Consider the following 26564-nt stretch of genomic DNA (forward strand, 5'->3'; position numbering starts at 1 on the left):
GCCGGGATTCCGCCCTTTTTTCGTGACTGGAGGCGATGTGAGAACCGAGGCGAAAACGAATCTCCCCCCTGAGGGCTCCGATGTCGAGCCGAGCGCGAGAGCCGCAGTGGAGGGCGATACGCACGGCAGGAACAAATGGGCGATCCTCATCACCGTGCTCGTGATGACATTCATGAGCACGCTGGATTCGAGCATCGTCAACGTGGCCCTGCCGGTGATGCAGAAGGCGCTCGGAGTCGGTCTCGATTCCATACAATGGGTCGCCTCGATCTATCTGGTGGCAACCTGTGCGACCCTGCTCGTATTCGGCCGTCTCGGTGATCTCGCGGGCAAGGTCCGTGTATTCCAAGCGGGCGTTGCCGTATTTGCCGCCGGATCGCTGCTGTGCGGTCTTTCGGGAACCTTCGTCGCGCTCATGGCCTCGCGCACGCTGCAGGGGATCGGTGCGGCGGCGGGCATGGCGACGGGCATGGGCATCATCACCGAGTCCTTTCCTGCTCGCGAGCGGGGGCGCGCGCTCGGTGTGCTTGCGAGCTTCGTGGCACTCGGTATGATGTGCGGACCGGTGCTCGGGGGGCTCATCGTTTCTACTCTGCGATGGGAGGACATCTTTCTGATCAACGTGCCGGTCGGTGCGATCTCGCTCGCGGTCGGCTTCAAGACGCTGCCGCGGGTCCGCGCCGAGCGCCGCGAGCGCTTCGATATGCTCGGGGCGCTCATGCTGGTCCCGGGAGTGGCGATCACGCTCAGCTGCGTGACGCTCATCGGCGATGGGCTTTCTTGGCGGCTCGGTCTCGCGCTCGGAGCGGGCGCGGGACTGCTCGCCGGTTTCATCGTCTGGGAGCGCCGAGCGCCGCAACCCTTGGCTCAGCTCTCGATATTTCGCAGCGCCCAGTTCGATCTCAATGCGATGCTCACGCTCATCAGCTTCGTCGCGATCGGCGCGACCGAGATCGTGCTGCCGTTCTATCTGCAGGATGCCCGCGGCTTTGATCCGAGCACGGCAGGACTGCTGTTCGCGGTGATCCCGCTTGTGAATGCCGTGGTCGGTCCGCTGTCCGGCGCGGCTTCAGACCGTATCGGCGCCCACGGTCCCACGACAGCGGGTCTCGCGATCTATGCAATCGGGATCTTCAGCGTGGGAGCCCTCACGCAGGGCAGCCCGCTTTCGCAGATCGTCGGGTTCATCGCGCTCATGTCTCTGGGCACCTCCATGTTTCAATCGCCGAACAACTCGTTGCTGATGGGCAGCGCGCCTCCCGATGCTCTGGGTTTCGTCGGCAGCGTTGCGAGCCTTGCTCAAAACACCGGCATGGCCCTGGGCATATCCGGTGGAATGGCTGTTCTCTACGGGCAGATGAGTGCTCGGGCAGGCAGGCGCGTGACGAGCTATCTGGCTGATCGACCCGACTTGTTCTTCTACGGGTATCGCTGGACGTATACGCTGACCGCTGCGCTCGTCGCGCTCGGCTTCGCATTGGCGCTTCTGAGGTGGTGCATGAGCACAAGAGAGGGCCGGCGCTCGAGTGATCGTCGTTCGCCCCGGTAAGGCCGGTGCAGCCGAACGACCGTGAGCTGCTATCGTTTTTTCTCGGTGCATTGTGAGCATCTTTCTATGAACGGTAGAATTCCGCCGGCAGCCGGGAAATCGAGCAAGTTTCTGCTGCGCGCATTAAATATACGTATATTCTGATATTATAACAATCGATTGTTTTATGTGCGTCGTTTTGCATGTGCGGGCGACTGGAAACGGGGCCCTTGCCCCATGAGTATGGAGGAGAAGATGTACGTAACCCTGCGAGAGGTGCTGGCTGAGGCGACCCGGTTGAACATGGCAATCGGGTCGTTCAACACGCACAATATCGAGATGCTGCCTGCGATCATCCGGGCTGCCGCAAATCAGAAGACCCCCGTGATCATCCAGACGAGTGAAGGGACGGCTAGCTACATCGGTCAGCGCAATCTGGTCGCCGTCTGCCGGTCCATGGCCGAAGAATATGGGGTCGACGTCGTGCTTCATCTGGATCACGCCAAGGATTTCGCTGAAATCCGCAAGGCGGTTGATGCGGGATTCAGCTCTGTCATGTTCGACGGGTCCGCATTGCCTTTCAAGGAGAATATCTTGGGAACGAAGCGTGTGGTCGCCTATGCTCGTGGCGGGGGAGCGTCAGTCGAAGGGGAGCTGGGCACCGTCGGAGGGACAGAGGATGGTATCTGCATATCAAAGCAACAGGTTTGCTACACCGACCCGGATCAGGCATCTGAGTTCATAGAGCTGACCGGCATCGATGCGCTCGCAGTTGCCATCGGTACGAATCATGGTCAGTACCGATCGAAGACGAGTATCAATTTCGATCAGCTTGAGCGCATCCGTGACGCTGTTCACGGGTTCCCTCTTGTCATCCATGGCGGGACCGGTGTCAGAGATGAGGATGTCAGGCGAGTGATCGATCTCGGAATACGCAAATTCAATGTCGGTACCGATCTTCTCGTGCACTGGAATCGCGCTTCGTTGGCTGCCTATGAGGCAAACAAAGAGAATACATCCAATCGAGAAGACGTCCTGCCGGCGCTGGACGCGGTCGCGGCGGTCGTCGAGCATAGGATCGAATTGTTCAAGAACATCTCCTCTGCGCAAAGCGGTGAGTCACATGCGGCTGAGTGACATGCTCAGAGTTGAGAATGTCCGTGTGGCCGAGAAACCCGACCGCTGGCAGGATGCCATTCGCCTGGCGATTCATCCGCTTCTCGAAAGCGGCTGCGTCGAAGCGCGATATGCTGAGGCGATTATCCGCGCGACCGAACAAGTCGGCCCCTATTACGTGCTCACCGAAGAGGTTGCACTCATTCATGGTCGCCCTGAAGACGGCGTGATCAAAGAACAGCTCGCCGTTACCGTCCTCCGAGATCCCATCCGATTCTCTGCAGACGGTTTCGATGTGCGATTGCTTGTGGCTCTCGCTGCGCGGGATTCGCGATCCCACATCGACGCGATGAAAGTGCTAGCCGGCATATTCATGGATAAAAGGCAGATCGACGGTATCGTCGCGCTTGAGGATGCAGAGGCGATCTACCGGGCGTTCATCGACGCCGATCCGGCATCTCAAAGTTGAAAGGGAGACATGCGTCTCTGAAACGGGGCACCCGCCCCAACCAGGGAAAGGAATGCTCATGGTCAGGATCCTCACAGTCTGCGGAAATGGTCTGGGAAGCAGTTTCGCGTGTCAGATGGCTATCGAATCCGTTCTCAAGAAACTCGATGTTTCGTGCAAACTAGATCACGACGGGGTCTCAAGCGTTGCGGGCACAGCGAGAAACTTCGACATGATCGTGGCGGCGGAGAACTTCAAGACGCAGATCGAGCGCTATGACACGGGCCTGCCGTGCGTGTACTTGAAGCGGCTCGTCGATAAACATGAGATCGAAGAGAAGCTGGTTGCCGTACTCAAAGAGATGGGAGAACTCTAAGAAGCGCTGATTTTCATCCTTTTGAGCTCTACTACCTGAAAGAGGTGTGTACTCATGGCATTGCTCGAGTTCATCATTCAAAATGTCCTGACACAGGCCGCCGTCATAATCGGATTGATAGCATGTCTGGGTCTTGTGCTGCAGCGAAAATCATTGAACGATATCGTATCCGGCACGTTCAAGACGATACTCGGATTTCTTGTGCTGGCCGCTGGTTCATCGGTCATGCAGAGCTCCTTGGCGTACTTCGGGGAGATGTTCAACAAGGCATTCGGTCTGCAGGGTCTTGTCGCGTCCATCGAGGGCATAAACGGGCAAGCGATGAACGAGCTCGGCTTGGGTTCCGAGATCGCTCTCGCGCTCGCCGGCATCTTTATCGTGAACATCATTCTTGCGCGCGTGACGCCGTTCAAGTACATATTTCTGACCGGGCAGGCGCTGCTTTGGGAGGCGACGCTGGCGATCGTATTTGCGTGGTACCTGGGGTTGCGAGGGGTCACGCTGATTGTGTCCGCCTCTGTTGTCGGCGGTGCCTTCGCCACGTTCATGCCGGCGATAGCACAGCCATTCGTCCGCAGGATCACCGGTGATGACGACATCGCGCTCGGTCACTTCTGCACGCTCGGTTACATCTTCACTGCGGGCGTCTCATATCTCACGAGCAGGATCGGCAGCAAAAGCAGGTCTGCTGAGGATCTCGAGCTTCCACAGGGTCTGGCGTTTCTGCAGGATACCTATATGGCAGTAGGCTGCGTCATGATACCGCTCTATCTGATCATCGCTGCAGTGGCCGGTCCCGCAGCAGCCGCGCGCTACGCGGGCAGCACGAACTACATGGTCTTTGCGTTTCTGCAGGCGATGCAGTTCGTAGTTGGACTGTATGTGCTGCTCGCCGGTGTTCGCCTCCTTCTCGCCGAGATAGTCCCGGCCTTTCAAGGGATCTCGATGAAGCTCGTGCCCGAGGCCAAACCAGCGCTCGACTGTCCCGTCCTGTTCGCGTTCGCGCCCAATTCGGTGATCTTGGGATTCATCTTCACAACCTTGGGCTCGATCATCGGCATGTTCCTGACACCGTTTCTCGGCCTGCCGATGATCCTGCCCGGTGTCATGTCGAACTTCTTCGCCGGTGGCACGGCGGGAATCTTTGCGAACGCGATGGGCGGTCGCCGCGGGGTGGTCATAGGCTGCATCCTGCATGGGATCTTCATCATGATCGTGCCCGCTCTGCTGGCGCCGATGCTTTTGGATGCGGGTTTCGTCAATATGACCGTGACTGATGTGGACACCGCCTTCACCGGATTCTTCTTTATGCTCATTCGAGCGATCATGGGTCTTTTCGGCATGTAGGGGATCCTTTGGAGGGATTGCAAGTCCACAGGAGGTGTTTCATGGGGCTGTTCAGTTTGAAGAGAAGGCGGAACGAGGAAACGAAACCTGTCGAGCGGGGTCGAGGCGACGACTCAGGTGAGGTCGGTGCGGCAAGCGAGCTTTCAGCAAAAGTGCTCGAATCTGCGACCTCACTTGGAGATGATCCGTCGATCTCGCAGCTCAACGAGGTTGCTGATCTCTATATGCAAATCGGTGACACAGATCGCGCCATCGAATTGTTCGAGCGCAGCATGGCCAAAGAGAAGCAGCTGGGCAAGGTTTCAACCTCTCTCGTGAAGCTCTACAACGTCAAGCGCGCTGCGGCAGCCAGAGCCGGAGATGATGAGGCGATCGCGTATTGGATGAAACGGTCGCAAGCGATGCTGCAGTTATCGAAGGACATGCTGAGGGGCAATGTCTAGCGCGCTCATACTGCTGGCCGGTTATCCTGCGACAGGTAAGAGCTATTTGCTGTCCAAGTTGGTCGAACGGCATCCGCATACGTTCTCGGCGATCGCACCGGATGATATAAAGGAGGAGGTCTGGGACGCGTGTGGATTCGACGGCGCTGAGCAGAAGGCGGCCCTTGAGTTCCGGGTGTGGCAGCTGTACTTCAGCAGACTCGATGAGCTTCTGAGCCATGAGGGAAAGGTGATCAGCGACTATCCGTTCTCCGATAAGCAAAAGGGGCGGCTTGTCAAAACGTGCGCGCGGCACGGTTGCCGCGTACTGACCGTGCGGCTCGTCGGGGATCCACATGTGATCTATGCGCGTTCCCGGAAACGCGACCTGTCGGGTTCACGTCATCTTGGCCATCTCGTGACTCGCTATCATGCAGGGGATGTTCTTTCGGATCGCACTCAGGCAGATGACCTCGTTGACCTTGAGACCTTTCTAGATCGATGCGCGAGCAAGGGATATGATCGTTTCAAGCTGGGCCGGCTCATCGAGATCGATGCCACGTATGTGGACCGCATCGATTATCCGGCGTTGCTTTGCGATATCGACAGCTTTTTGGAGGGGATATGAGATGGAGGGTATCTTCTGCATCGGTCAGGCCGTCTTCGATGTGACGCTGCCCTACAGCGGCCCCCTCAAGTCGAATGGTAAGTACCGCGTGAGGCGTCCTCACGGGTGCTCGGGAGCTCCTGCGCTCAACGCTGCCTGCCTGTGCGCGCTATGGGGGGCACCGACAGAGCTCGTCGCGCGCGTCGGCCGCGATCGTTATGGACAGCTGATCGAGGCTGATCTCGTCAGGTGCGGTGTGGGCACGCGCTATCTCTTGCGAACCGAATGCGCTCCGACTTCCTACAGCATTATTGCCGTGGATGATCAAAGCGGTGACCGCGCGATCTTCAATGTTGTTGAAAAAGATTCCGAGTATGGTTGCGGAATGCGGGCGCAGAGGGCCTGTGTGGCCGAGTCATGTATGTCATATGCTGAAGTTTGCGATTTTCCGATCCCCACCGAGGCACCTGATGTGATCCTCGCCGACGGGCATGAGGCCAAGGCCGCTCTTTCATATCTGAGAGCGCATCCGAGTGCCATATCGGTGGTTGACGCAGGAACCTTCCGACAGGATACCTACGAGGTCGCGCAACATGTCGATTACCTCGTCTGCTCCGAGGACTTCGCCAAGCAGTATCGAGGAGCCCGTCTTATCGATCCGAATGATCTCTTCGAGATCGATGCGCTACTCACGCAGATCGAGCAGATCAACTCAGGAGTCGCCGTGATCACGCTTGGCGATCGCGGGCTCATATACAGGGATCGAGCAGGCGATCCGCACCATCTTCCGGCGCATCCCGCTGTCGCGGTGGATACGACCGGAGCAGGCGATGTGTTCCACGGGGCTTTTGCCCATGGGCTCTTAAGCGGCATGTCACTTGAGAGCAATCTCGTCCGCGCTTCGATGGCGGCTTCGATAGCGGTCAGATCGATAGGAGGGCTTTCTTCTATTCCGGCGCTTGAGGCCGTGATGGAAGAGCTAAGCTAGATATCACGATCTGGCAAGCGAAAGGGGTATCGATGGCCTCCCTCGATTTCAGTGGAAAGGAACAGCTGTATTATCAGTTGTACGATATTCTTTTCCAAGACATCCTCAGCGGCGCGTACGCGGTCGGCGAGCTCATTCCATCGGAAAGCGAGCTGATGAGGCGCTATGGAATCTCGCGCGCCACAGCGCGTAAGGCGATGGAGATGCTTGCGGCGAACGGGCTGATCAACAAGAGGCGCGGCCATGGTTCCGAGGTGGTGTCGAATCATCCGAGCTCGGCACTTCAGCACGTGAAAAGCTACCTTAAGAAAAACGTCGTCGACAAGTCGACATCAGAGAAGCGTCTCATCGATGCGACCATCATGCCCGCGGGAAAGGAGATCGCTGCGGCTCTCGACACCGATCCGGGCACGGAACTCTATCGTCTGCGCCGTGTTCGCTATTCCGGCGAGCAGCCGTTCTATCTTGAGATGAACTACTACGAGAGATCATTCGTGCCCCATGCGATCGAACATGACTTCTCACGGGAATCTCTGCGCGCGTATTTCAGCAGCGAACTCGATGTGCATTGGCGGCGCGCCGTCCAGCAGATCTATTCCATTGCGGCCGATCGAGAGACGGCTCCGCTGCTGCAGCTTGCTTTCGGTGCACCGTTGCTCTACATCAGACGCATCTCCTTCGATGCCGAGAACAGGCCTCGTGAGTGCGTCATGACCTACTATCGCGCCGATCTGTACCACTTGGAGATCGAGCTGGATTCATAGTCCGAAGATCTGAACGCGCTCCATGCATCGCTCGATGGTCACCCATCGGGCGCAGCGAACCACCATGTCGCGGGCGCACAGCTTGCTCGCGACCGAGTCGAGCAAGCTGTGCGCAACGGGCTTGAATTAGCACGCTCTCCGAGCTCTTTCGGTCTACTCCAGTTCGAATGCTCCGGTGTAGAGCTGGTAGTAGGTTCCTCGTTTCTGAATCAGCTCATCGTGGCTGCCGCGTTCGATGATCCGACCGTGGTCGAGCACGATGATCGCGTCGGCGTTGCGCACGGTTGACAGGCGGTGGGCGATCACGAACGTGGTGCGTCCCTTCATGAGGGCGTCCATGCCCTGCTGCACGATCACCTCGGTACGCGTATCGATGCTCGAGGTCGCCTCATCGAGGATCATGACCGGCGGGTCGGCGACCGCTGCCCGCGCGATGGAGAGCAGCTGCCGCTGGCCCTGTGAGAGGTTCGCACCGTTGTCCGTCAGCATGCTGTTGTAGCCCTCGGGCATCCTGCGCACGTAGCCGTCGGCACCGGCGAGCTTCGAGGCGGCGATGCACTCCTCGTCGGTCGCGTCGAGCCGGCCGTAGCGGATGTTGTCCATGACGGTGCCGGTGAACAGGTTCACATCCTGCAGCACCATGCCGAGCGACGTTCGCAGATCGTCTTTCTTGATCTTCGTGATGTTGATGCCATCGTAGCGGATCTTGCCCTCGGTGATGTCGTAGAACCGGTTGATCAGATTGGTTATCGTGGTCTTTCCGGCTCCGGTCGCACCAACGAATGCGATCTTCTGGCCCGGCTTGGCCCAAGCGGTCACATCGTGCAAGACGGTGTTGCCGGGCGCGTAACCGAAGTCCACATCGCACAGGCGCACATCTCCGCGCAGGGGTACGAGACTCGTCGTGCCGTCCGCATGGGGATGCTTCCAAGCCCAGCTGCCGGTGCGAGCGTCGCTCTCCTCGAGTTCACCGTTCTCGTGCTCCCTCACGTTGACCAGCGTCACGTATCCGCTGTCGTGCTCGGGTTCCTCGTCCAGAAGCTCGAAGATGCGCTCCGCACCGGCGATGCCCATGACCACGGCGTTGATCTGCTGTGAGATCTGACCGATCTGGCCGGCGAACTGGCGCGTCATATTCAGGAAGGGCACCGTGACCGCGATGGAGAACGCCAGACCGGAGATGGAGACGTTGGGAACGCTGAGCGAGATGAACAGCCCGCCGGCGAGCGCGACGATGACGTAGGAGAGGTTGCCGAGGTTGATGAGGATCGGCATGAGCGTGTTGGTGTACATGTTCGCCGCGCGCGATGCTCGAAACAGGCGCTCGTTGCGCGCGTCGAAGTCCGCCTGCGCCGCGTCCTCATGACAGAACACCTTGACGACGCGCTGGCCGTTCATGATCTCTTCGACATGTCCCTCCACGACAGCGAGTTCGTGCTGCTGCTCGACGAAGTTGCGTGCGGAGCGGCCGCCGAGGACCTTTGTTATGTAGGCCATGAACGCGGTGGCGATCACGACGATCGCAGCCATCCAGAAGCTGTAGTAGAGCATGACGCACAAAACGGAGCACAGCGTCACGAGCGTGAGCAGAATGTTGGGCATGGACTGAGAGATCATCTGACGCAGCGTGTCGATATCATTGGTGTAGTGACTCATGATGTCGCCGCGCTGATGCGTGTCGAAATAGCCGATCGGAAGACTCTGCATATGGTCGAACAGCATCTCGCGGAACTTCTTGAGCGAGCCCTGCGTGATGATGGCCATGAGCCGTGTGAAGGTGAACGCGCAGATGAGCGAAACGGCGTAGAGCGCGATAAGGACCAATACGAGGCCGCTTATCTCTCCGGAGACATCGGACCACTGACCGTCTCTCCAGACCCTTGAGACGATGGCCAGGGCTTGCTGCATGAATACGGGAGGCAGCGCGCCGATGATCGCCGATATGATGATGCATGCGATCACAATAGGAAGAAGTCTCGGATTGAAGGTGAACAGCATGCGGATGAGTCGAAGCAGCGTGTCCGCCCGGTTGCCCCGCTCGGGCAGACGCGGTGCCTGATGGCCGGCAACATCGGGGCGGCTCTCGCACAGCTCTCTTGGATCCTGGGCGCTGCCATCCGTTCTCACGGTCTCAGTGCGCATCGACCTCGCCCCCTTTCAGGGTCTTCGCTTGCTTCTCGGTTTGCGTCTCCAGATTCTGCTCAAACTCCACCAAAGCATCCTCTGCAAGCCCCTCGACCTCGCCGGTGCGGTTCTGCGAGAGATAGGTGTCTCGGTATATCTCGCAGTCCGCCATCAGCTCATCATGGGTGCCGAGACCGGCTATGTGCCCGTTGTCGAGCACCAGGATTCGATCGGCGTGCTCGACCGAGGCGGTGCGCTGCGCGATGATGATCTTTGTGGCATCGGGCAGATAGTTTGAGAGACCCTGTCGGATCAGCGCATCGGTCCTTGTGTCCACAGCCGAGGTCGAGTCGTCGAATATCAGCACGCGCGGATGCTTGAGCAGAGCGCGGGCGATGCACAGCCGTTGCTTCTGGCCCCCGGAGACATTCGTGCCGCCCTGCTCTATATAGGTGTCGTACTTGTCCGGGAAGCCCTGGATGAATTCGTCTGCCTGCGCGAGCTTGCAGACCTCAAAGATCTCGTCGTCGGTGGCGTCCTCCTTGCCCCAGCGGAGGTTCTCCTTGATGGTTCCAGAGAACAAGACGTTCTTCTGAAGCACGACCGCGACCTGGTTGCGCAGAAACTCGAGATCGTAGTCGCGGACGTCCACGCCGCCGACGCGCACGGTTCCCTCGGTCGTATCATACAGGCGAGGAATGAGCTGGATGAGCGAGGTCTTCGCCGAACCCGTGCCCCCCATGATCCCCAGGGTCTCACCGGCTTTGATGTGCAGGTCGATCTCAGCGAGGGCTCTGTGCTCGGCCTTTTCCGAGTACATGAACGTCACGTCATCAAAATCGATAGATCCGTCGCGCAGCTCGCGGATCGGTTTCTCCGGATTCTCGATAGTGGGTTCGCTCTCGATGACCTCGACGATGCGATGCGCCCCCTCCTGTGCGATCGCGATCAGCGCGAAGACCATCGAGAGCATCATGAGACTCATCAGGATCATGAAGCCGTATACAGTCAGGGCGGAGAACTGCCCGACATTCAGGGCGGCCCCATGGGTGGAGACGATGAGCCAGGATCCGAACTGGACGATGACGGTGAACACCACGAATACCGCAAGATACATCATCGGCGCGTTGAGCGCGAGGATCTTCTCCACGCGGGTGAAGTCGCGGCACACGTCCTCGGCTGCGGCACCGAATTTCTTTCGCTCGAAATCCTGTCGAACATAGGACTTCACGTCGCGCATCCCGGTGACGTTCTCCTCGACCGACTCATTGAGCGCGTCATACTTGTGAAACACGCTGCGGAAGATCGGGATGGCCTTGCGGATGACCATGACCAACCCGAAACCCAGCAGCGGTACGATGGCGACGAACACGATGGCGAGCGGCCCGCCCATGACGAAGCCCATGACGATGCCGCAGATCATCGTCAGCGGGCAGCGGACCGCCGTGCGGATGATCATCATATACGCCATCTGAACGTTTGTGACATCGGTCGTCATGCGCGTCACGAGCGAGGACGAAGCGAACTGGTCGATGTTGGCGAACGAGAAGCGCTGCACGCTTTGGAACAGGTCGTGCCTGAGGTTCTTGGCGAAGCCACATGACGCGTCCGAGCAGGTGATTCCCGCACCGATGCCGAAGGCGAGCGAGGCCAGGGCCATCAGAATCAGCACCGCGGCGTAGCCGAGCAGCTGCTGCAGGGTTGCGCCCGCCTGAATGGTGTTGATGAGCTGGGCGGTGGTGAAGGGTATCGCCACCTCCATCACCACCTCGCCCGTGACGATGATCGGTGTTGCGATGGATGCCCGCCTGTACTCTCTGATGCTGCCCATAAGCGTTTTAATCATCGAGCTCCTCCCATGCGGCTCGGATGGCTTCGAGCATCGCGCCGAGTTGCACCTGCTCGTGTTCACTCAGGTAGGAGAACGCCTCGCGCTTGAAGCGCTCTCGAGCGCAGCGTTCCTGCTCGGCCTGTTTAAAACCGGATTGCGTGAGCTGTATGGAGAGCTGACGGCGATCCTGCCGGTCCCTTGTCCGCTCGATAAGGCCGTCAGCCTCTAGCTTCGCCAAGATCTCCGAGAGCGATCCGGGCTGGATGTCGAAGTGTCTCCCGATCTCCTGCTGAGCCATCTTTCCGCCGTATTTGGCGAGCAGGCACAGCATCGGCGCTCGGCCTGATCTGCCGCCGGCGTGGAAATGAAGAAAGTGACCGCAGTAACCGAGTCCGTGCAGGATACGGTTTGCGCGGTCGAGCACCGGATCGCTCGAGGTTCTCGTCTGACTGCGGCCATGGGTCGACTCGCTGCGCGCCTCCTCCGGTGGCTCTGCGTCCCGTGCGCTCATGATTTCTCTTGCTCCCCATAGAAGTCGCGTTCAAATAACATAGAGGATTCTACTACGGAGTCAATCAATGTCAAGGTACCAAAATATAAAGGACCATGATCAAAGGTGGTCCGAAGCAGCGCGATCATCCCGCTTGATACGCGGCTCCTGACCTCTATTCCTGTTGCTCGCCTCGTGTCGCGTAGCCCCCGATCGGGTCTGAGTTCGCTTGACTGTATAGTTGGTATATGGGACAACATGGCAACCGAGATGAGAGGGCGAGGAGGTTGTCATGCATACGAAGGTGCTTGCTGTCGGCAACGGCCGGTTCGCGCTTGATGCGGCGATCACGGTGACACCGGCGGGGATCGCAGTGGTCGCCTGCTCCTCCGGTCACGCCCACATCGGTGCGACGGCGCAGGCTATCCCGCGACCGGAGGCCGATCGAAGCGCGACCGTCAGCATTTTGGCCGTTCCCTGTCATCGCGATGAGATCCCGGCGCATGATATCGCCTCGTCGCTCGCCACCCGCTTTCGCGTGCCCGTGGTCGCGTCTTGCGGGCTGCACATCGACAACGCAACCGGCGAGGATATAGACAGGCTGCTGGCCGCAACACAGGATCTCATACATGAGATTGCTGATTATATCGACCGGCTGCGACGTTCGGCGTGGGACGATGAGGAAGACGTCGTAACCGTGACGCGCGACGGCATCGCGACCGGAATCGTCTCGCGCTCGCGAGCGCATGCGGGCTCCGGCATGCTTCACAGGGCCTTCGCAACCGTTATCGTTCAAACCGGTGCGCGGGGCCCTCACGTCATGTTGTGCCGCCGCTCGCCTGCAAAGCAGCTGTGGCCAAGCGTGCTCTCTGACAGCTGCGCCGGTCATACGCGTCCATCGGAGACCCTTGAGAGCGCTGTGCAGCGCAGGCTGCAAGAGGAGATCGGACTTTCGCGCGATGCCGTCTCCCTTGTACAGCTCGGCCATGTCGTATACAGACAGAACCACGGAGACGGTCGCTGCGAATGCGAATGGTGCGCCGTTTTCGGCGGACTGATCAGCGAGGAGGATGCGCAGGAGCTGTCCGGCGGTTGCTCCCCTCAGGTGAACACCGAAGAGGTCTCCGAGGTCAGATTCGTGCCCTTCGACGAGATCGAAGGCTATCTCGATGGGGATCCGGAGCACCTGACACCCTGGCTTGCGCTTGCGTTGCGCGACCCCTCTATCTGGGGCGCTCTTCGCTCCCTTGCCGGAACCTGAGGCCGGATCGGCCGCGTCAGGTCGAGATGCGCCCCGCTCGCCGAATCTTTCGACGCCGGCGGTTGACCGTATTGCGGCAACATAGCGGAGCATGCGAGATGTATCAAAGATGCGCCCGGGTATCAGTCGCGGGCGTCAGGAGAAATGGGAAGCGGAGGAATCATGGCAGACAGTATCACCGATCTGAGAAGTGCCATCGAGATGCTCGGCGAGATCGACGGGCAGATCATCGAAACCGATGTCGAGGTTGATCCTTTGGCAGAGCTTTCGGGAGTGTACCGTCATATCGGCGCAGGCGGGACGGTGCAGCGTCCCACACGAGAAGGCCCCGCGATGATCTTCAACAACATCTTGGGCCACCCGGATGCGCGGGTCATCATCGGTCTGCTCGCGAGCCGCAGGCGCGTCGGGTATCTTTTGGGTTGCGAGCCGAAGCGCCTGGGATTCCTGCTGAACGAGGCCGTCGCACATCCGGTCGCACCGGTCGAGGTCGAGGCGGATCAGGCGCTCTGCCAGCAAATAGTGCATCGAGCTGATGAGCTCGGGTTCGATGTCCGAAAACTGGTGCCCGCTCCCACCAATACGTCCGAGGATGCCGGTCCCTATATCACGATGGGCATGTGCTATGCGCACGATAGCCAGACCGGCGAGAGCGATGTGACCATCCACCGCCTCTGTCTTCAGGGGCCAGACACGATCTCGATGTACTTCGTGCCCGGTGCGCGGCACCTGGGGGTGATGCGCGAGAGAGCAGAGGCGCTCGGCAAGCCGCTGCCGATATCCATCTCAATCGGTGTCGACCCCGCGATCGAGATCGGTGCATGCTTCGAGCCGCCGACCACGCCGTTTGGCTACAATGAGCTCGGGGTTGCCGGAGCGATCAGAAACGAGCCGGTCAAACTGGCTCGCTGCCTCACCATCGATGAGCGCTGCATCGCGAACGCCGAATACGTCATCGAAGGGGAGCTCCTTCCGAACACCTACGTAGAGGAAGACCAGAACACCGGAACGGGGAAGGCCATGCCGGAGTTCCCCGGCTACACCGGTGTCGCACCCAAGCGGGTGCCGGTCATCCGGGTCAAAGCGGTCACGACACGCCGGGACCCCATCATGCAGACAGTCATCGGTCCTTCCGAGGAGCACGTCTCCATGGCGGGCATCCCCACCGAGGCCTCGATCCTGTCGATGGTCGGCAAAGCTATGCCCGGGCGCGTGCTAAACGTGTACGCCGCCTCTTCAGGTGGCGGCAAGTACATGGCGGTCATCCAGTTCAAAAAATCCATGCCATCTGACGAGGGGCGCCAGAGACAGGCCGCTATCATCGCCTTCACAGCGTTTCCTGAGCTCAAGCATGTGTTTCTGGTCGACGAGGATGTGGATCCCTTCGATATGAACGACGTGATCTGGGCTATGAACACGCGCTTTCAGGGAGATGCCGACATCATCACCATCCCCGGGGTCCGCTGTCATCCGCTCGATCCTTCCGCAGACCCCTCCTGCGATTCGAGCATTCGCGATCATGGCATCTCTTGCAAGACGATATTCGATTGCACGGTGCCCTACGATCAGAAGGAGCGCTTCCGTCGCTCTCAATTCATGGATGTCGATCCCGCCAAATGGGTTCCCGGCTTCACGGATTGATGCATGCCGTCCCAATTGAGGGGCAGACCTGCATTTGATATCGGTGACGGCGACAGCTCGGCCGGGTTGCTCTGTCTGAGCCCCGGCTGGGATAGTCGCCGTTTCCGTGTTGCGCTACACACATCTCAAGAGAGGATCTCTGCTATGCAGTTCTTTCCGATCGGCATCATCATCAACGTCTCCGCAGTCGTGCTGGGCGGTCTGGCAGGAGCTTTGCTCGGCCCTTGGCTTCCCAAGGATCTGCGGAGCACGCTGAACCTCATATTCGGCGCATGCTCCATGACGATGGGGATCTCCTACATCGTCAAGCTGCAGACCCTCCCGGCGATCATGCTCACGGTTATCGTGGGCACGGCCATCGGGCACCTGATCCATCTCGAGGGGGGCATCTCAGCTGTCGCCCGGAGGCTTCAGGGCCCCGTTTCCGTGCTGGTGAAGTCCGAGCCCGCGGGCGATATGTCCGAGGATCAGTGGATGAACCGCTACATCGCGGCCGTCGTGTTGTTCTGCGCATCGGGAACAGGCATCTTCGGCGCGCTGCAATCGGGTCTCAGCGGCGACCAGTCCATCTTGATCTCGAAGGCCATACTCGATTTCTTCACGGCCGCGATCTTTGCGGCCGACCTCGGATTCATGACACCGCTCATCGGCGTGCCGCAGCTGGTGGTCATGATGGTCCTGTTCATGCTCGCGGGCGTCATCATGCCGTACACCAATGAGATCATGGTATCTGATTTTCGCGCCTGCGGCGGCATACTCATGCTCTGTACGGGTATGCGCATCTGCGGTATCAAGAATTTTCCGATCGCGAACATGCTGCCCGCCATGATTCTCATCATGCCGATCAGTCATCTGTTCGCCGATGTGATCCTACCGCTTATCGGATAGGGGCCCATGATGAGCAGCGGCGCGCGCGTAGTTGTAGGGGTATCGGGTGCAAGCGGGGCGGCGCTCGCCTTGGAGTGTCTGAGGTGCCTCGCTGAGACCGAAGTCGAGAGCTGCCTCGTTCTCTCCTCGAATGCAGAGCTCACGATCAACCAGGAGCTCGGTATGAGCGTCGAGGAGTTCTCAGGACACGCCGATCGCGTCTTCGACAACCGGAACATCGGCGCCTCGATCGCGAGCGGCACATTCAGAACGGATGGCATGATCGTGGCGCCTTGCTCGATGAAGACGCTGTCCGGGGTCGCCAACGGTTTCTCGGAGAATCTGCTGCTGCGGGCAGCCGATGTCACGCTCAAGGAACAGCGTCCGCTCGTTCTCATGGTCAGGGAATCTCCGCTGAGCGCGATCCATGTCGACAACATGGCCAAGCTCGCCCGTATTCCGGGTGTGGTTTTGATGCCGCCCCTGTTGACATTTTATAACGAGCCTACCAGCGTGGACGATATGGTGCACCATATCGTCTGCAAAGCTCTGCAGGTGTTCGATATCGAGTGCTCGGGTTTTCATCGCTGGTCGTAGAATCCGCGTGCGTTTGAGGCGGGTCTCATTCAAGCTCTTGAAAAATCACTCGGCATCGTCTGATTCGCGCGCGCAGCATTGTAGATGGAGGGGGGCTGCCATGCACGGATTATATGAGATCAGCGAGATGGCGAGACTGTTCGATATCACGCGGCAGACGTTGATCTTCTACGACAAGATAGGCCTGTTCAGACCCGCGCGGGTAAATGGGCGCGGCTACCGATTCTACGCTCCGACTCAGATTCCCCGCCTGAGACTCATCTGCATCTTCAGGGATCTCGGTCTTGAGCTGAAGGAGATCAAACGCATAATGGGAGTCTGCGACACCCGCGCCATCTCGGATCACCTCCATGAGAGGCTCGATGTCATCGATGACCAGATCGCACGGCTCACGGCTCAGAGATCCTGCGTCGCTGAGAGGCTCTCCTTTTACAGCGAGGTCGAACGGTGGCGCAACCAGATCGATTCTCCGAAGCTTATGCATTTTCCCGAACGATACGTGGTTTTTGTTCCCTTTGAGACCGATGAGGTCGATCGCGGAGAGCTCCACGTGAATCTGATGCTCGCTGTGTCCAAGATGAAGGAGGCCGCTGGGATAGGTCCGGTTCGGGGGTGGGGAACCATGCTGTTGCAGGAATCGCTGCATCTTGAGACTCCCCTCGCCGGTGCGGGCACCTTCGTCGTGGTCCCTTCCGATATCGATCCTTCTGTTCTGACGAACGTCAAGATGTGTCCCGAGGGAACCTATCTGTGCATGTGCCGCTGGGGGATGCCCTTCGATGCATTTGGCATAAAACAGGCTGTCGAAGAGCTCGACAAACGCGGCCTGAAGGCGGTCGGCAACGCCTTTGACTTCTGTCTACTCGACACGACCTCATATAATGAGTTTCATGACGAGGACTTCTGCTGCATACAGATCCCCGTTGAGCTCTGATGCGTATCGCGGCGATCGCCGATGCGAGCCGGATAGGGTAGTATAGCGGTGCGCGCCGCTCGATGCGCGCCGCAGCGCGAAGCGAGAGGAAGCCACGTATGCCATCGTCGATCACCATCACCAGAGGAAGACTCACAGCGACGATCAGCGCCCTGGGTGCCCAGCTCATGAGTCTCGAACTTGATGGGCGCGAGTATCTCTGGCAGGGAGATCGGCGCTGGTGGGGCAAGCGCGCCCCCATCCTCTTTCCGATCGTGGGCTCCCTGCGCGCAGACCACGCGCTCTCGAGGAGCGGTCCGGTGTCTCTGGGCAGGCACGGATTCGCTCGCGATCTCGAGCATCATCTCGCGGGGACAAGCGATGACGGTCGCTCCGTCACATTCGAGCTTTGCGATACCTCCGAGACCAGAAAGCTGTTTCCATACGCTTTTCGCCTGCGGACGAGCTACGCGCTCACCGGTCCCGCGAGCCTCACGCAGACTTTCTCGGTCACCAATACCGGATCGGTGACGTTGCCGTTCTCGGTCGGAGGGCACCCGGCCTTCAACGTGCCCGTCCCGAGTGCCGCAGGCGAGCGCTTCGAGGATTTCAAGCTCGAGTTCAGTCGAGCGTGGAGCGCACGATCTCCCGTCATCGCCGAGGGCGGACTGCTCAGCTGCGAGCGAGAGCGCGCCGTGCTCGACGATGCGGATGCCCTCCCTCTCACGCACGAGCTGTTCGCCTCCGATGCCATCATGCTGACCGATGTCCCCGATCGCGTCCTTCGGCTGAGGAGCGCCAGGAGCGGGCACGGCATCAGCATCGAGTTTCCCGACTTTCGCCATATCGGAATCTGGTCGGCTGCCGGCGAGGCGCCCTTCGTCGCGCTTGAACCCTGGACCGGGCATGCGACGCTCACGTGCGAGGACGATGTTTTTGAACACAAACGCGACATCATCGAGCTCCCTGCGGGGCATACCGATGAACGATCGTTCACCGTGGGACTGTTCTGATCTGCTCATCACCCATCCGTGGTCGTTTTGCGGACGCGGCCTCAGAGACCGCCGCACGACGGTCTGCATCTGTTGGCGCAGGTCTGCTGCGGAGGTATCATAGGGATGATCAAAAGGAGAACATGCAGATGATTCGCAGATTCGACATGCTTTAACCGGGCCGACGCGCAACGGCCTCGGGTCGTTTCACCGATTCTGTCTCATATCGTCGATCCGCTCGCGCGGAGAGCGTCCCCGCAGCGACGCCAGCAAAGGATGCACCATGCTTGACAAGTTGAAAAAGCTGATCAAAGCCTATGAAGATCTCGAAAAGAAGCTTTCGGACCCCGCGGTGATGGGAGACCAGAAGGAGTACACGCGATTGGCGAAGGAACATGCCAACCAAGCTGATCTTGTCGCGATGGCGCGTGCCTACGTAACCGCATACGATGACATCGAAGCAGCCAAGGAGATGCTGCATGAAGAAACAGATGCCCAATCAAAGGCGATGCTGCTCGCGGACATTTCAGAAAACGAGGCCAAGATTCCCGGTCTTGAAAACGAGATCAAGGTCATGCTGATTCCCGGTGATCCAAACGACGAGAAGAACACCATCATGGAGATCAGATCCGCTGCCGGTGGAGATGAGGCGGCTATCTTCGCCGGTGATCTCTTCAAGATGTACGAGCGCTTTTTCGAGGCGCATCGATGGAAGATGGAGCTTCTCTCGGCGAGCCCGAGCGAAGCGGGCGGATTCAAGAGCATCGAGTTCAAGGTGAGCGGCGACAAGGTTTACTCTCTCATGAAATACGAGAGCGGGGTCCACAGAGTCCAGCGCATTCCGAAGACGGAGAGTCAGGGGCGCATTCAGACTTCCACGGCGACCGTCGCCGTGCTGCCGGAGGCCGACGAGATCGATATCAAGATCGATCAGGGTGACCTGCGCATCGACACGTACTGCGCCTCGGGTCCGGGTGGACAGTGCGTGAACACGACGTACTCCGCGGTGCGCATCACCCATCTGCCGACAAACACCGTCGTTCAGTCCCAGGAGCAGCGCTCTCAGATCCAGAATCGCGAGGTGTGCATGCAGATGCTGCGCGCTCGCCTCTATGAGCGCGAGCTGGAGCAGCAGCAGGCCGAACTCGGTGCCGAGCGCCAAAGCCAGATCGGTCGAGGAAACCGATCCGAGAAGATTCGAACCTACAACCAACCGCAGGATCGCGTGACCGACCACCGCATCGGATTCAGCTCGACGTACAACGGGGTGCTGCTCGGCGATCAGCTCGCGACGGTGATCAATGCTCTGAGCGCAGCGGACCGCGCCGAGAAGCTCGCACAAGCCGTCTGAGTGGTTTCTGAACCAGTGGCGGAAATCAGGGTTCAGCCAATTCGGTCCCGAATGCATCCAGGGCATCTTTTGCAGCGGCGTAGCTCGGATCGCTGGCAAGATCCTCCTCATGTGCCGGTAGATCGCCCTTGATCTGGTCATAGACCAGATCGACGTATGCCTTGGCACCGGCTTCCGACAGATGGGTGCCGTCGCCATCGAACAGATCCCCCTTGCCGGCGCTGTATCCGAACCAGTCGATGACGCGCACGTTGGGATAGCGCTCCCTGGCTTTGGAGATCGCCTCGTTTGTCGGAGCGACCCACGGCTGCCGACTGCGCGTGTTGACGAATACGACGACGCGATCCTTCCCGACATCTGACATGAGCGCGTCGATCTGCTCGTCGCTCACGAGGCCGTTCGTCCCGAGCGCGAACACCGCGATCTTTCCCGCGAGCTTCTGGGCGACGTAGGACTCGTACTGGGTGGTCCCGACTTCGAAGCGGCGGTTCTTCGCAGCGTCGATATGCCCATGCGGAAAGCGCTGTTGGAACTGGGGCACGCAGCGCAGCGACACGGAGTCGCCGATCATGAGGACGTCGTAGGCACCCACCGGAAATCCATCGGCGTCCTCGGCCGCACCGCCTGAAGGATTGTTCGCGGCTTCCGGCGGGGGAGCCCCATCCGCCTCGGCGGGCGCATCGAGCGCGGCCGCGCCCTCATCGCTCAGTGCCGAGGTGTTCGGCACGAACGCCACTCCGCCGACAGCGACGAGCAGCGTGAGTCCCGCTGCGGCGAGCATCGGTGCATGCGCGTGCCCCCATTCGGGAAGCGAGAGCGCGCCGCAGCGAAGCTCGCGAACGAGTGAGCCGAACGCCCCGATGCGGAAGGGCGTCTCGATGAGACGATATGAGATCTGAGCCGCCGCGATGACGACACAAACCTGGGCGACCATGAGCCACCAGGGCGCCGCCTCGATGCTCGACGAGGGATTCATGAGCACAAGCAGGGGAAAGTGCCACAGATAGATCCCGTAGGATCGCTTGCCGATCCAAACAAGGGGCGACAGCGAGAGACAGGCGCCCAGCAAGCTCTTCGGCTGTGCGCACGCCGCTATGAGCGCAACCGCGAGAACGGAGCACAGCAACGTACCCCCTCGATATTGAAATGCTGTATAGCCGTTGGTATACGCGAGCATGAACGCGAGCCCTGCCAGGCTCGCCAGTCCCATGAGATCGAGCATCCCGTCTCTTCGCGTCGCCTGAGTCCGGACTCGGGGTGCTTCGTGCGCGGAGCGTCCGTCCCCGCGCTTCCGAATCAGGTGGAGCGCGCGCAAGAGACCGGTGAAGCGCATCTCCGTCTCGGGAAGGAATGCGAGCCAGGCGCCGAGCAGCAACGAGAAGGCGCGCGTGTCCGTGCCATAGTAGACGCGGCTCGGATCCACCGAGGGATTGTACAGAGCGATCATGGCCACAGCGGAGACGAGTGAGAGACACAGCACCATCCGTCTGATGATCCGGCGGCTCACACCCAATCTGAGCATGATGAGCAGCAAGGGAGGCCAGACGAGATAGAACTGCTCCTCGATGGCGAGCGACCAGAAATGCGTGAGAGGGGAGGGATCTCCCAGCGCGTTGAAGTACGAGATGTTATGAGCTATCTGCCACCAGTTGTTGAAAAACAGAAGAGAGGGGAGGATATCGGGGCGCATCTTCGTGAGCATGACATGGTTGAACGCCGTGCACAGCGCGATGGTCACCACGATGACGGTTGCAATCGCGGGAACCAGACGTCGAATGCGGCGCAGCCAGAACCTTGGAAGATCGATCTGGCCGGTGCCTGCGTATTCACTTAGGAGCAAACGTGTGATCAGATAGCCTGACAGAACGAAAAACACGGTGACACCGAGCATGCCGCCTTGCGCCCAAGGCAGATTCAAATGGTAGAGAATGACCGCGAGGACCGCAAGCGTCCGGATGCCATCGAGTGCGGGAATATAGCGCGATCGATGCGCTGCGGAGGTGGAGTCGGGTTTGATGACGGACGCACCTGCGCGCGTGCCGCTCACCGTCTTGGCTCTGCTGTCGATACCTCTTGTTCGCTCCATAGTCATCCCAAGTTGCATGTCGTGCGATTCTATAGACGCAAAAGACCGAGTCTGATTGTAGCGCTCAGAGATTGGAACACAATTGAGATGGCCATCTTCTACGCGCTCTTTCCCTGTGCTCCGAGTGCGGACGACAACTCGTTGCGCCAGCTGCTGTCCTGCATCTGCCAGCCGCCTCCCGCGTCGTGGTGGTACGCGATGGTGAGCACATGATCTTCCGGCTCGGTGTCTTTTGCGGCCTGAAGCAGGCTTTTGCCGGCCAAGGTCGCGGATTGTTCGGGATCGGGAGCCTGGTCGAGCGACCTGACCTCCCTTTGGTAATCGGTGCTGAAGGCGGACAGCACGCTGCTCAGGCGTCTCGTGGTCACAGTCACCTTGGCTGTCGCGTTATCTCCATCGATATCGATATCACCGATGCGGTAGTCGAAGTCCGCAAGATATGCTTTCGCGAACTCGGTGGAATCCACTCCGATCGTTTTGAATCTCTCCGCCGAGGCGCTTTCGATCCTATCCATGATATCGGAGTCCGCGCTTTCAAGCTTGTCAAGTCGCGCGCTCAGGTCCTCGGTGATGAGCTTGCGCGCCGAGGGTGCGCTGAGCAACGTGAACAGGATCAGCCCGACCGCGCAGACTGCGAGCGCTGCGATCAAGCGAACAACAAAAACGCCTCTCCTGGGTGGGTTGAGCTGTCCGCTCAAACGGTGCGAGCGCCTCGGCGAGCGGTGCCGCACGCGCATGGCGCTGCGCGAACTTCGATGTCGGATCTCATGTGTCATAGCATATCGCCACCTTAGCGCTTGGCACAGCCGTATTCGAGATAGTATGCCTCGAGCGCCCGGCGACGCTCCTCGTCGATGATGATGCGGCCGCAGACCTCGCGATTCGATAGGTACGCTATGACCTCGTTCATATCGACGATAGAGGTGACGGGAAAGCCGTAGCGCTTCTCGATCTCGCGCTGCGCGCTGATCCCACCTTCCCGTCCGACCTCCATGCGATCGAGCGATACGATGAGTCCGCGGATCTCCACATCGGCGGCGGCGGCGATGATGGGCTGGGTCTCCTCGATAGAGCGACCCGAGGTGGTCACATCTTCAACTATGATCACGCGATCCTTGTCTCTGAGCGCCGATCCCAACAGTTCACCAGCGTCGGCACCATGATCTTTTGTCTCCTTTCGGTTGGCGCACCAACGCACCTCGATTCCATAGAGGTCATGCAGGGCTGTCGCGGTTGTGACAGCGAGTGGAATTCCCTTGTATGCTGGTCCGAACAGAACGTCGAACTCAAGACCGAAGCGTTCGCGGATGGCCTTGGCGTAATACTGACCCAGACGTTTGAGCTGCCCTCCTGTCACATAGGCTCCCGTATTCAGAAAAAAGGGCGATCTCCGTCCGCTTTTCAGCAAAAAATCGCCGAATCTGAGCGCATCGCATTCGATCATCAGCTCAATGAATTCGCGCTTGTACGCCTCCATAGGCATCTCCTTTCGCCGGGTTCGGTCCTCCGGGTTCCACTCGTGCATATCGCCAACAGCTTAGCAGGGATTTGCATCGATTGGGTCGCCGCGCCCGAAAGACATGCGACAGATCGCGCTGACGGGGGCGAGAGGCAGATGCTCCCTTATGCATGGTGGTTGAATCTCGCGATGAGAGCGTTCTCTGTCTCCTCTCGATCTTCGATACGGTAGAATAGCCAAGGTTCATTGCATTCGTATCGTCTCGGCGCGAAGTTCGCTTCGGGCCGATCCGCAGGCCTGGGCCGAAGACGCGCGGGCTGCGTTGACACCTTGCGCAACGGGTACAACACGATTGGTCGCAACGATGCGACTGAAAGCAGATTGAAGGAGGTGAGACATGGACGGAAGTCCATGTCGAGACGTCTGTGATCCAGCCGTATCGATGCTTGCCCATGGCTTGATAGCTGGATGGGAGGTGCGTCATGATGATGCTCAAGACGAGTGACATTTTAAAAGAGCTCTCCCGGACCCGTCGCGCCGCAGCAGGTAGGGATAGTCGCGGTCGCGTGCATAGCGCTCACGCGCAGAGAGCCGCCTCACGGGTCGCTCCTGTCGGGGAGCTTGATGAGCGCGTCGTTTTCGCGGCCCGTCACAGCGTCGTCGACACCCTGGCCCGCATGGGCACGAGCGCTCAGGGTCTGTCATCCGGTGACGTCGAGGTAGCTCGAGATCTCTACGGCAAAAATTCCGTCACACACGCCAAAGAGGACAATTTGGCGAAGCGTCTGCTCGACGCATTCGTCAATCCCTTCACCGCGATCCTAGCCGTGTTGGCTCTGGTCTCGCTGTACACGAACGTGATCGCCGCCGCACCGACCGATAGGGATCCCTCGACGGTGATCATCATCGCGATCATGGTCATCATATCCGGCACGCTGCGCTTCACCCAAGAGACGAAAAGCGGAAACGCTGCAGCGAGCCTGCAGAAGATGATCACTACGACCTGCACCGTTCTTCGCGAGGGGAAGGAGCAGGAGGTACCCTTCAGCGATCTGGTCCCGGCCGACATCATCAGACTCTCCGCCGGGGATATGATTCCGGCCGATTCACGTGTCATGGAGGCGAAGGATCTGTTTGTGAGCCAGTCCTCACTCACCGGAGAGAGCTCGGGGGTTGAGAAGACCTCTGCTGAGCTCCCACCCGTTCGCGGCCATCGAACCTCGCTGACCATATCGGACTGCGACAACATCGTATTCACGGGCACCTCGGTTCAAAGCGGCAGCGCGACGGCGGTGGTGCTGGCCACCGGGAACCAGACGAGTCTCGGTCAGATGGCACGTGTGCTCGACGCCAAACCTCCGCAGACGAGTTTCGACCGGGGAGTGGCCGACGTCTCGCGCGTGCTCGTGCGCTTCATGCTCGTGATGGTGCCGATCGTGTTCGTGATCAACGTCATCACGAAACAGAACTGGATGGATGCCCTGCTGTTCTCCGTGTCGATCGCGGTGGGCATCACACCTCAGATGCTACCGGTGATCGTGACCACCTGTCTGGCCAAGGGCGCGACATCGATGTCCAAGCAGAAAGTCATAATCAAGAACCTCTCGGCCATTCAGAACCTCGGAGCGATGGACATCCTGTGCACCGACAAGACCGGGACGCTCACCGAGGATCACGTCGTGCTCGAGCGGCATCTCGATGTGCTTGGACATGATGACGACTCGGTGCTGGGGCTCGCCTTCCTCAACAGCTACTATCAGACCGGCCTCAAGAACCTCATCGACCGGGCCGTCATCGAGCGCACCGATGAGCTGGCTTATTGCCCGGTGATCAGCGATGAGGAGGGCACAGTGGAAGCGGTTCCCGAGAACCCCATCGCGTGCCTGCGAGATCGCTATCACAAGGTCGATGAGATCCCGTTTGATTTCGACCGACGTCGCATGAGCGTGGTGGTGGCTGATCGGGAGGGCAAGACGACGCTGGTCACGAAGGGTGCAGCTGAGGAGATCCTGTCAGTTTGCTCAAGCGCTCGCATACACGGGCAGAACCGCCCCCTCACCTCGAAGCTGCGCGCCGATATACGCGCCAGGGTCGCCGCACTCAACGCCGATGGCTTGCGCGTCATCGCGCTGGCGAGCAAGAAGGAGCCCAGACCCGTGGGCGAGTTCTCGACAGACGACGAGTGCGAGATGGTGCTCATGGGCTACCTCGCGTTTCTTGATCCTCCGAAAAGCACCGCGGCAGCGGCGATCGCTGCGCTTCACAGCCATGGTGTCGGCGTCAAGGTGCTCACCGGCGACAACGATCGCGTCGCCGCGGCCGTGTGCAATAAAGTGGGCCTGTCACCGGACGATCTCATCCTCGGAAGCGAGATCGACGCCCTCTCCGACGAGGAGCTGGCAGAGCGCGCCGAGAAGACGCAGCTGTTCGCGAAGCTCTCGCCGCTTCAGAAGGCGCGCGTCGTCCGCGTGCTACGCGAGTGCTGCGGTCACACGGTGGGCTATATGGGCGATGGCATCAACGACGCTGCCTCGATGAGAGCGAGCGACTGCGGCGTCTCGGTGGACACGGCAGTCGATATCGCGAAGGAATCCGCTGACATCATTTTGCTCGAGAAGGATCTCATGGTCTTGGACCACGGCATATTGGAAGGTCGGCGCACATACGGCAACATGATCAAGTATATCAAGATGACGGCGAGCTCGAACTTCGGTAACGTCTTCTCCGTTTTGGTCGCGAGCGCGTTTCTGCCCTTTCTTCCCATGACGGCATTGCAGCTCGTTTTGCTCTCGCTCATCTACGAGATCTCATGCGCGGCGGTTCCCTGGGACCATGTCGATTCGGAGTTCGTAGCTCGTCCGCGTACCTGGGAGGCGCGCTCCATCGTCAAGTTCATGGTCTGGTTCGGCCCGACCAGCTCCATCTTCGACATCGTGACCTACGCTTTGCTATTCGGTGTGATATGTCCTGCGGTGATCGGTTCGAGCTGGGCTGCGCTGGCGGCATCAGCGGGCACCGCGGCCGCAGCGGGTCTCGCGTCCCTGTTCGCCGCAGTCTTTCAGAGCGGGTGGTTCATAGAATCGATGTGGACCCAGTCGCTGATCGTGCACACGCTGCGCACGCCCAAGATCCCGTTCATTCAGAGTCGCGCCTCCGCACCGCTCATGGTGCTCACGTTCTCAGGCATCGCTATCGTGACCGCGCTGCCCTTCACGCCGCTCGCCCCATTTCTGGGTCTGGCACCGTTGCCTCTGTCCTTTTTTGGATGGTTGCTTCTGATCGTTGCGGGTTACCTTCTGCTCGCGAACACGGTCAAGATTCTCTATATTCGTCGCTTCGGCCAGTTGCTCTAGGGC

23 protein-coding genes are annotated in these 26564 nt (G+C 59.5%); 17 read left to right on the plus strand and 6 right to left on the minus strand.

Annotated elements, in window-relative coordinates:
• The first annotated feature begins 22 nt into the window (after positions 1-22).
• The 9 genes from CORGL_RS00565 (at position 23) to CORGL_RS00605 (ending at position 7596) form a co-directional block, all read left to right on the plus strand.
• Positions 23-1549 carry an MFS transporter gene (locus CORGL_RS00565; RefSeq protein ID WP_245526914.1) on the plus strand — a complete coding sequence of 509 codons (1527 nt, stop codon included), beginning with the start codon at positions 23-25 and terminating at the stop codon, positions 1547-1549.
• A 234-nt stretch (positions 1550-1783) separates the two neighbouring features.
• Positions 1784-2665, plus strand: a complete 882-nt coding sequence (locus CORGL_RS00570; RefSeq protein ID WP_013707980.1) for a class II fructose-bisphosphate aldolase — start codon at positions 1784-1786, stop codon at positions 2663-2665.
• Between the two features lies 1 nt (position 2666).
• Entirely contained in the window at positions 2667-3113 is a 447-nt protein-coding gene (locus CORGL_RS00575; RefSeq protein WP_245526915.1) for a PTS sugar transporter subunit IIA, read from the plus strand.
• 58 nt (positions 3114-3171) lie between these two features.
• Entirely contained in the window at positions 3172-3468 is a 297-nt protein-coding gene (locus tag CORGL_RS00580) for a PTS sugar transporter subunit IIB (protein WP_013707982.1), read from the plus strand.
• Between the two features lie 54 nt (positions 3469-3522).
• Positions 3523-4815, plus strand: a complete 1293-nt coding sequence (locus tag CORGL_RS00585) for a PTS ascorbate transporter subunit IIC (protein ID WP_013707983.1) — start codon at positions 3523-3525, stop codon at positions 4813-4815.
• A 41-nt stretch (positions 4816-4856) separates the two neighbouring features.
• Positions 4857-5258 (plus strand): tetratricopeptide repeat protein, encoded by a 402-nt coding sequence (locus CORGL_RS09280; RefSeq protein ID WP_013707984.1) that lies wholly within the window; start codon positions 4857-4859, stop codon positions 5256-5258.
• Complete coding sequence (locus CORGL_RS00595; RefSeq protein WP_013707985.1) at positions 5251-5865, plus strand: P-loop nucleotide/nucleoside kinase family protein; 615 nt, start codon at positions 5251-5253, stop codon at positions 5863-5865. The genes CORGL_RS09280 and CORGL_RS00595 overlap by 8 nt, the downstream gene beginning before the upstream one ends.
• A 1-nt stretch (position 5866) precedes the next feature.
• Positions 5867-6832, plus strand: a complete 966-nt coding sequence (locus CORGL_RS00600) for a carbohydrate kinase family protein (RefSeq protein ID WP_013707986.1) — start codon at positions 5867-5869, stop codon at positions 6830-6832.
• Positions 6833-6864: 32 nt separating this feature from the next.
• Entirely contained in the window at positions 6865-7596 is a 732-nt protein-coding gene (locus tag CORGL_RS00605) for a GntR family transcriptional regulator (RefSeq protein WP_013707987.1), read from the plus strand.
• A 153-nt stretch (positions 7597-7749) separates the two neighbouring features.
• Here CORGL_RS00605 and CORGL_RS00610 read toward each other — a convergent pair whose 3' ends face one another.
• Genes CORGL_RS00610 through CORGL_RS00620 form a run of 3 tightly spaced genes read right to left on the minus strand, consistent with a single transcriptional unit; the run spans position 7750 to position 12062 of the window.
• The gene (locus CORGL_RS00610; RefSeq protein ID WP_013707988.1) at positions 7750-9738 is read right to left on the minus strand and encodes an ABC transporter ATP-binding protein; all 1989 of its coding nucleotides are present in this window, start codon (positions 9736-9738) and stop codon (positions 7750-7752) included.
• Entirely contained in the window at positions 9728-11566 is a 1839-nt protein-coding gene (locus tag CORGL_RS00615) for an ABC transporter ATP-binding protein (RefSeq protein ID WP_013707989.1), read from the minus strand. Before CORGL_RS00615 ends, CORGL_RS00610 begins: the two co-directional genes overlap by 11 nt.
• Positions 11559-12062: a MarR family winged helix-turn-helix transcriptional regulator gene (locus CORGL_RS00620; RefSeq protein WP_013707990.1), complete on the minus strand. Its 504-nt coding sequence runs from the start codon at positions 12060-12062 to the stop codon at positions 11559-11561. Before CORGL_RS00620 ends, CORGL_RS00615 begins: the two co-directional genes overlap by 8 nt.
• A gap of 271 nt (positions 12063-12333) precedes the next feature.
• On the opposite strand from CORGL_RS00620, the gene CORGL_RS09285 reads away from it, so the two are divergent.
• From CORGL_RS09285 to prfA, 7 genes are all read left to right on the plus strand, one after another.
• Positions 12334-13302: an isopentenyl-diphosphate Delta-isomerase gene (locus CORGL_RS09285; RefSeq protein WP_013707991.1), complete on the plus strand. Its 969-nt coding sequence runs from the start codon at positions 12334-12336 to the stop codon at positions 13300-13302.
• Between the two features lie 162 nt (positions 13303-13464).
• Positions 13465-14943 (plus strand): UbiD family decarboxylase, encoded by a 1479-nt coding sequence (locus tag CORGL_RS00630; RefSeq protein WP_013707992.1) that lies wholly within the window; start codon positions 13465-13467, stop codon positions 14941-14943.
• Between the two features lie 144 nt (positions 14944-15087).
• Positions 15088-15831 (plus strand): DUF554 domain-containing protein, encoded by a 744-nt coding sequence (locus tag CORGL_RS00635; protein ID WP_013707993.1) that lies wholly within the window; start codon positions 15088-15090, stop codon positions 15829-15831.
• Between the two features lie 6 nt (positions 15832-15837).
• Positions 15838-16407, plus strand: coding sequence for a UbiX family flavin prenyltransferase (locus tag CORGL_RS00640; protein WP_013707994.1), 570 nt, complete (start codon positions 15838-15840; stop codon positions 16405-16407).
• Between the two features lie 100 nt (positions 16408-16507).
• A complete protein-coding gene (locus tag CORGL_RS00645) occupies positions 16508-17341 on the plus strand; it encodes a MerR family transcriptional regulator (RefSeq protein WP_013707995.1) in 834 nt (277 codons plus the stop codon).
• Between the two features lie 98 nt (positions 17342-17439).
• Positions 17440-18333 (plus strand): aldose 1-epimerase family protein, encoded by an 894-nt coding sequence (locus CORGL_RS00650; protein WP_013707996.1) that lies wholly within the window; start codon positions 17440-17442, stop codon positions 18331-18333.
• Positions 18334-18595: 262 nt separating this feature from the next.
• Positions 18596-19663, plus strand: coding sequence for a peptide chain release factor 1 (gene prfA / locus CORGL_RS00655; protein ID WP_013707997.1), 1068 nt, complete (start codon positions 18596-18598; stop codon positions 19661-19663).
• A gap of 25 nt (positions 19664-19688) precedes the next feature.
• Here the strand turns inward: prfA and CORGL_RS00660 are convergent, their stop codons facing one another.
• The 3 genes from CORGL_RS00660 to pyrE form a co-directional block, all read right to left on the minus strand.
• Positions 19689-21749, minus strand: a complete 2061-nt coding sequence (locus tag CORGL_RS00660) for an acyltransferase family protein (RefSeq protein ID WP_013707998.1) — start codon at positions 21747-21749, stop codon at positions 19689-19691.
• Between the two features lie 98 nt (positions 21750-21847).
• Positions 21848-22399, minus strand: a complete 552-nt coding sequence (locus CORGL_RS00665; protein WP_041738453.1) for a hypothetical protein — start codon at positions 22397-22399, stop codon at positions 21848-21850.
• Positions 22400-22539: 140 nt separating this feature from the next.
• Entirely contained in the window at positions 22540-23226 is a 687-nt protein-coding gene (gene pyrE, locus CORGL_RS00670) for an orotate phosphoribosyltransferase (protein ID WP_013708000.1), read from the minus strand.
• Positions 23227-23690: 464 nt separating this feature from the next.
• Between pyrE and mgtA the strand changes: the two genes are divergently transcribed.
• Positions 23691-26561, plus strand: a complete 2871-nt coding sequence (gene mgtA / locus CORGL_RS00675) for a magnesium-translocating P-type ATPase (RefSeq protein ID WP_013708001.1) — start codon at positions 23691-23693, stop codon at positions 26559-26561.
• Positions 26562-26564 lie beyond the last annotated feature (3 nt).

The organism is Coriobacterium glomerans PW2 (assembly GCF_000195315.1).
Lineage (GTDB): Bacteria > Actinomycetota > Coriobacteriia > Coriobacteriales > Coriobacteriaceae > Coriobacterium > Coriobacterium glomerans.

Excerpts from the sequence above, each read along its gene's own strand:
- CORGL_RS00570 (WP_013707980.1), top strand. The coding sequence starts at position 1,784 with ATGTACGTAACCCTGCGAGAGGTGCTGGCTGAGGCGACCCGGTTGAAC.
- CORGL_RS00575 (WP_245526915.1), top strand. The coding sequence starts at position 2,667 with ATGCTCAGAGTTGAGAATGTCCGTGTGGCCGAGAAACCCGACCGCTGG.
- CORGL_RS00580 (WP_013707982.1), top strand. The coding sequence starts at position 3,172 with ATGGTCAGGATCCTCACAGTCTGCGGAAATGGTCTGGGAAGCAGTTTC.
- CORGL_RS00585 (WP_013707983.1), top strand. The coding sequence starts at position 3,523 with ATGGCATTGCTCGAGTTCATCATTCAAAATGTCCTGACACAGGCCGCC.
- CORGL_RS09280 (WP_013707984.1), top strand. The coding sequence starts at position 4,857 with ATGGGGCTGTTCAGTTTGAAGAGAAGGCGGAACGAGGAAACGAAACCT.
- CORGL_RS00595 (WP_013707985.1), top strand. The coding sequence starts at position 5,251 with ATGTCTAGCGCGCTCATACTGCTGGCCGGTTATCCTGCGACAGGTAAG.
- CORGL_RS00600 (WP_013707986.1), top strand. The coding sequence starts at position 5,867 with ATGGAGGGTATCTTCTGCATCGGTCAGGCCGTCTTCGATGTGACGCTG.
- CORGL_RS00605 (WP_013707987.1), top strand. The coding sequence starts at position 6,865 with ATGGCCTCCCTCGATTTCAGTGGAAAGGAACAGCTGTATTATCAGTTG.
- CORGL_RS00610 (WP_013707988.1), bottom strand. The coding sequence starts at position 9,738 with ATGCGCACTGAGACCGTGAGAACGGATGGCAGCGCCCAGGATCCAAGA.
- CORGL_RS00615 (WP_013707989.1), bottom strand. The coding sequence starts at position 11,566 with ATGATTAAAACGCTTATGGGCAGCATCAGAGAGTACAGGCGGGCATCC.
- CORGL_RS00620 (WP_013707990.1), bottom strand. The coding sequence starts at position 12,062 with ATGAGCGCACGGGACGCAGAGCCACCGGAGGAGGCGCGCAGCGAGTCG.
- CORGL_RS09285 (WP_013707991.1), top strand. The coding sequence starts at position 12,334 with ATGCATACGAAGGTGCTTGCTGTCGGCAACGGCCGGTTCGCGCTTGAT.
- CORGL_RS00630 (WP_013707992.1), top strand. The coding sequence starts at position 13,465 with ATGGCAGACAGTATCACCGATCTGAGAAGTGCCATCGAGATGCTCGGC.
- CORGL_RS00635 (WP_013707993.1), top strand. The coding sequence starts at position 15,088 with ATGCAGTTCTTTCCGATCGGCATCATCATCAACGTCTCCGCAGTCGTG.
- CORGL_RS00640 (WP_013707994.1), top strand. The coding sequence starts at position 15,838 with ATGATGAGCAGCGGCGCGCGCGTAGTTGTAGGGGTATCGGGTGCAAGC.
- CORGL_RS00645 (WP_013707995.1), top strand. The coding sequence starts at position 16,508 with ATGCACGGATTATATGAGATCAGCGAGATGGCGAGACTGTTCGATATC.
- CORGL_RS00650 (WP_013707996.1), top strand. The coding sequence starts at position 17,440 with ATGCCATCGTCGATCACCATCACCAGAGGAAGACTCACAGCGACGATC.
- prfA (WP_013707997.1), top strand. The coding sequence starts at position 18,596 with ATGCTTGACAAGTTGAAAAAGCTGATCAAAGCCTATGAAGATCTCGAA.
- CORGL_RS00660 (WP_013707998.1), bottom strand. The coding sequence starts at position 21,749 with ATGGAGCGAACAAGAGGTATCGACAGCAGAGCCAAGACGGTGAGCGGC.
- pyrE (WP_013708000.1), bottom strand. The coding sequence starts at position 23,226 with ATGGAGGCGTACAAGCGCGAATTCATTGAGCTGATGATCGAATGCGAT.
- mgtA (WP_013708001.1), top strand. The coding sequence starts at position 23,691 with ATGATGATGCTCAAGACGAGTGACATTTTAAAAGAGCTCTCCCGGACC.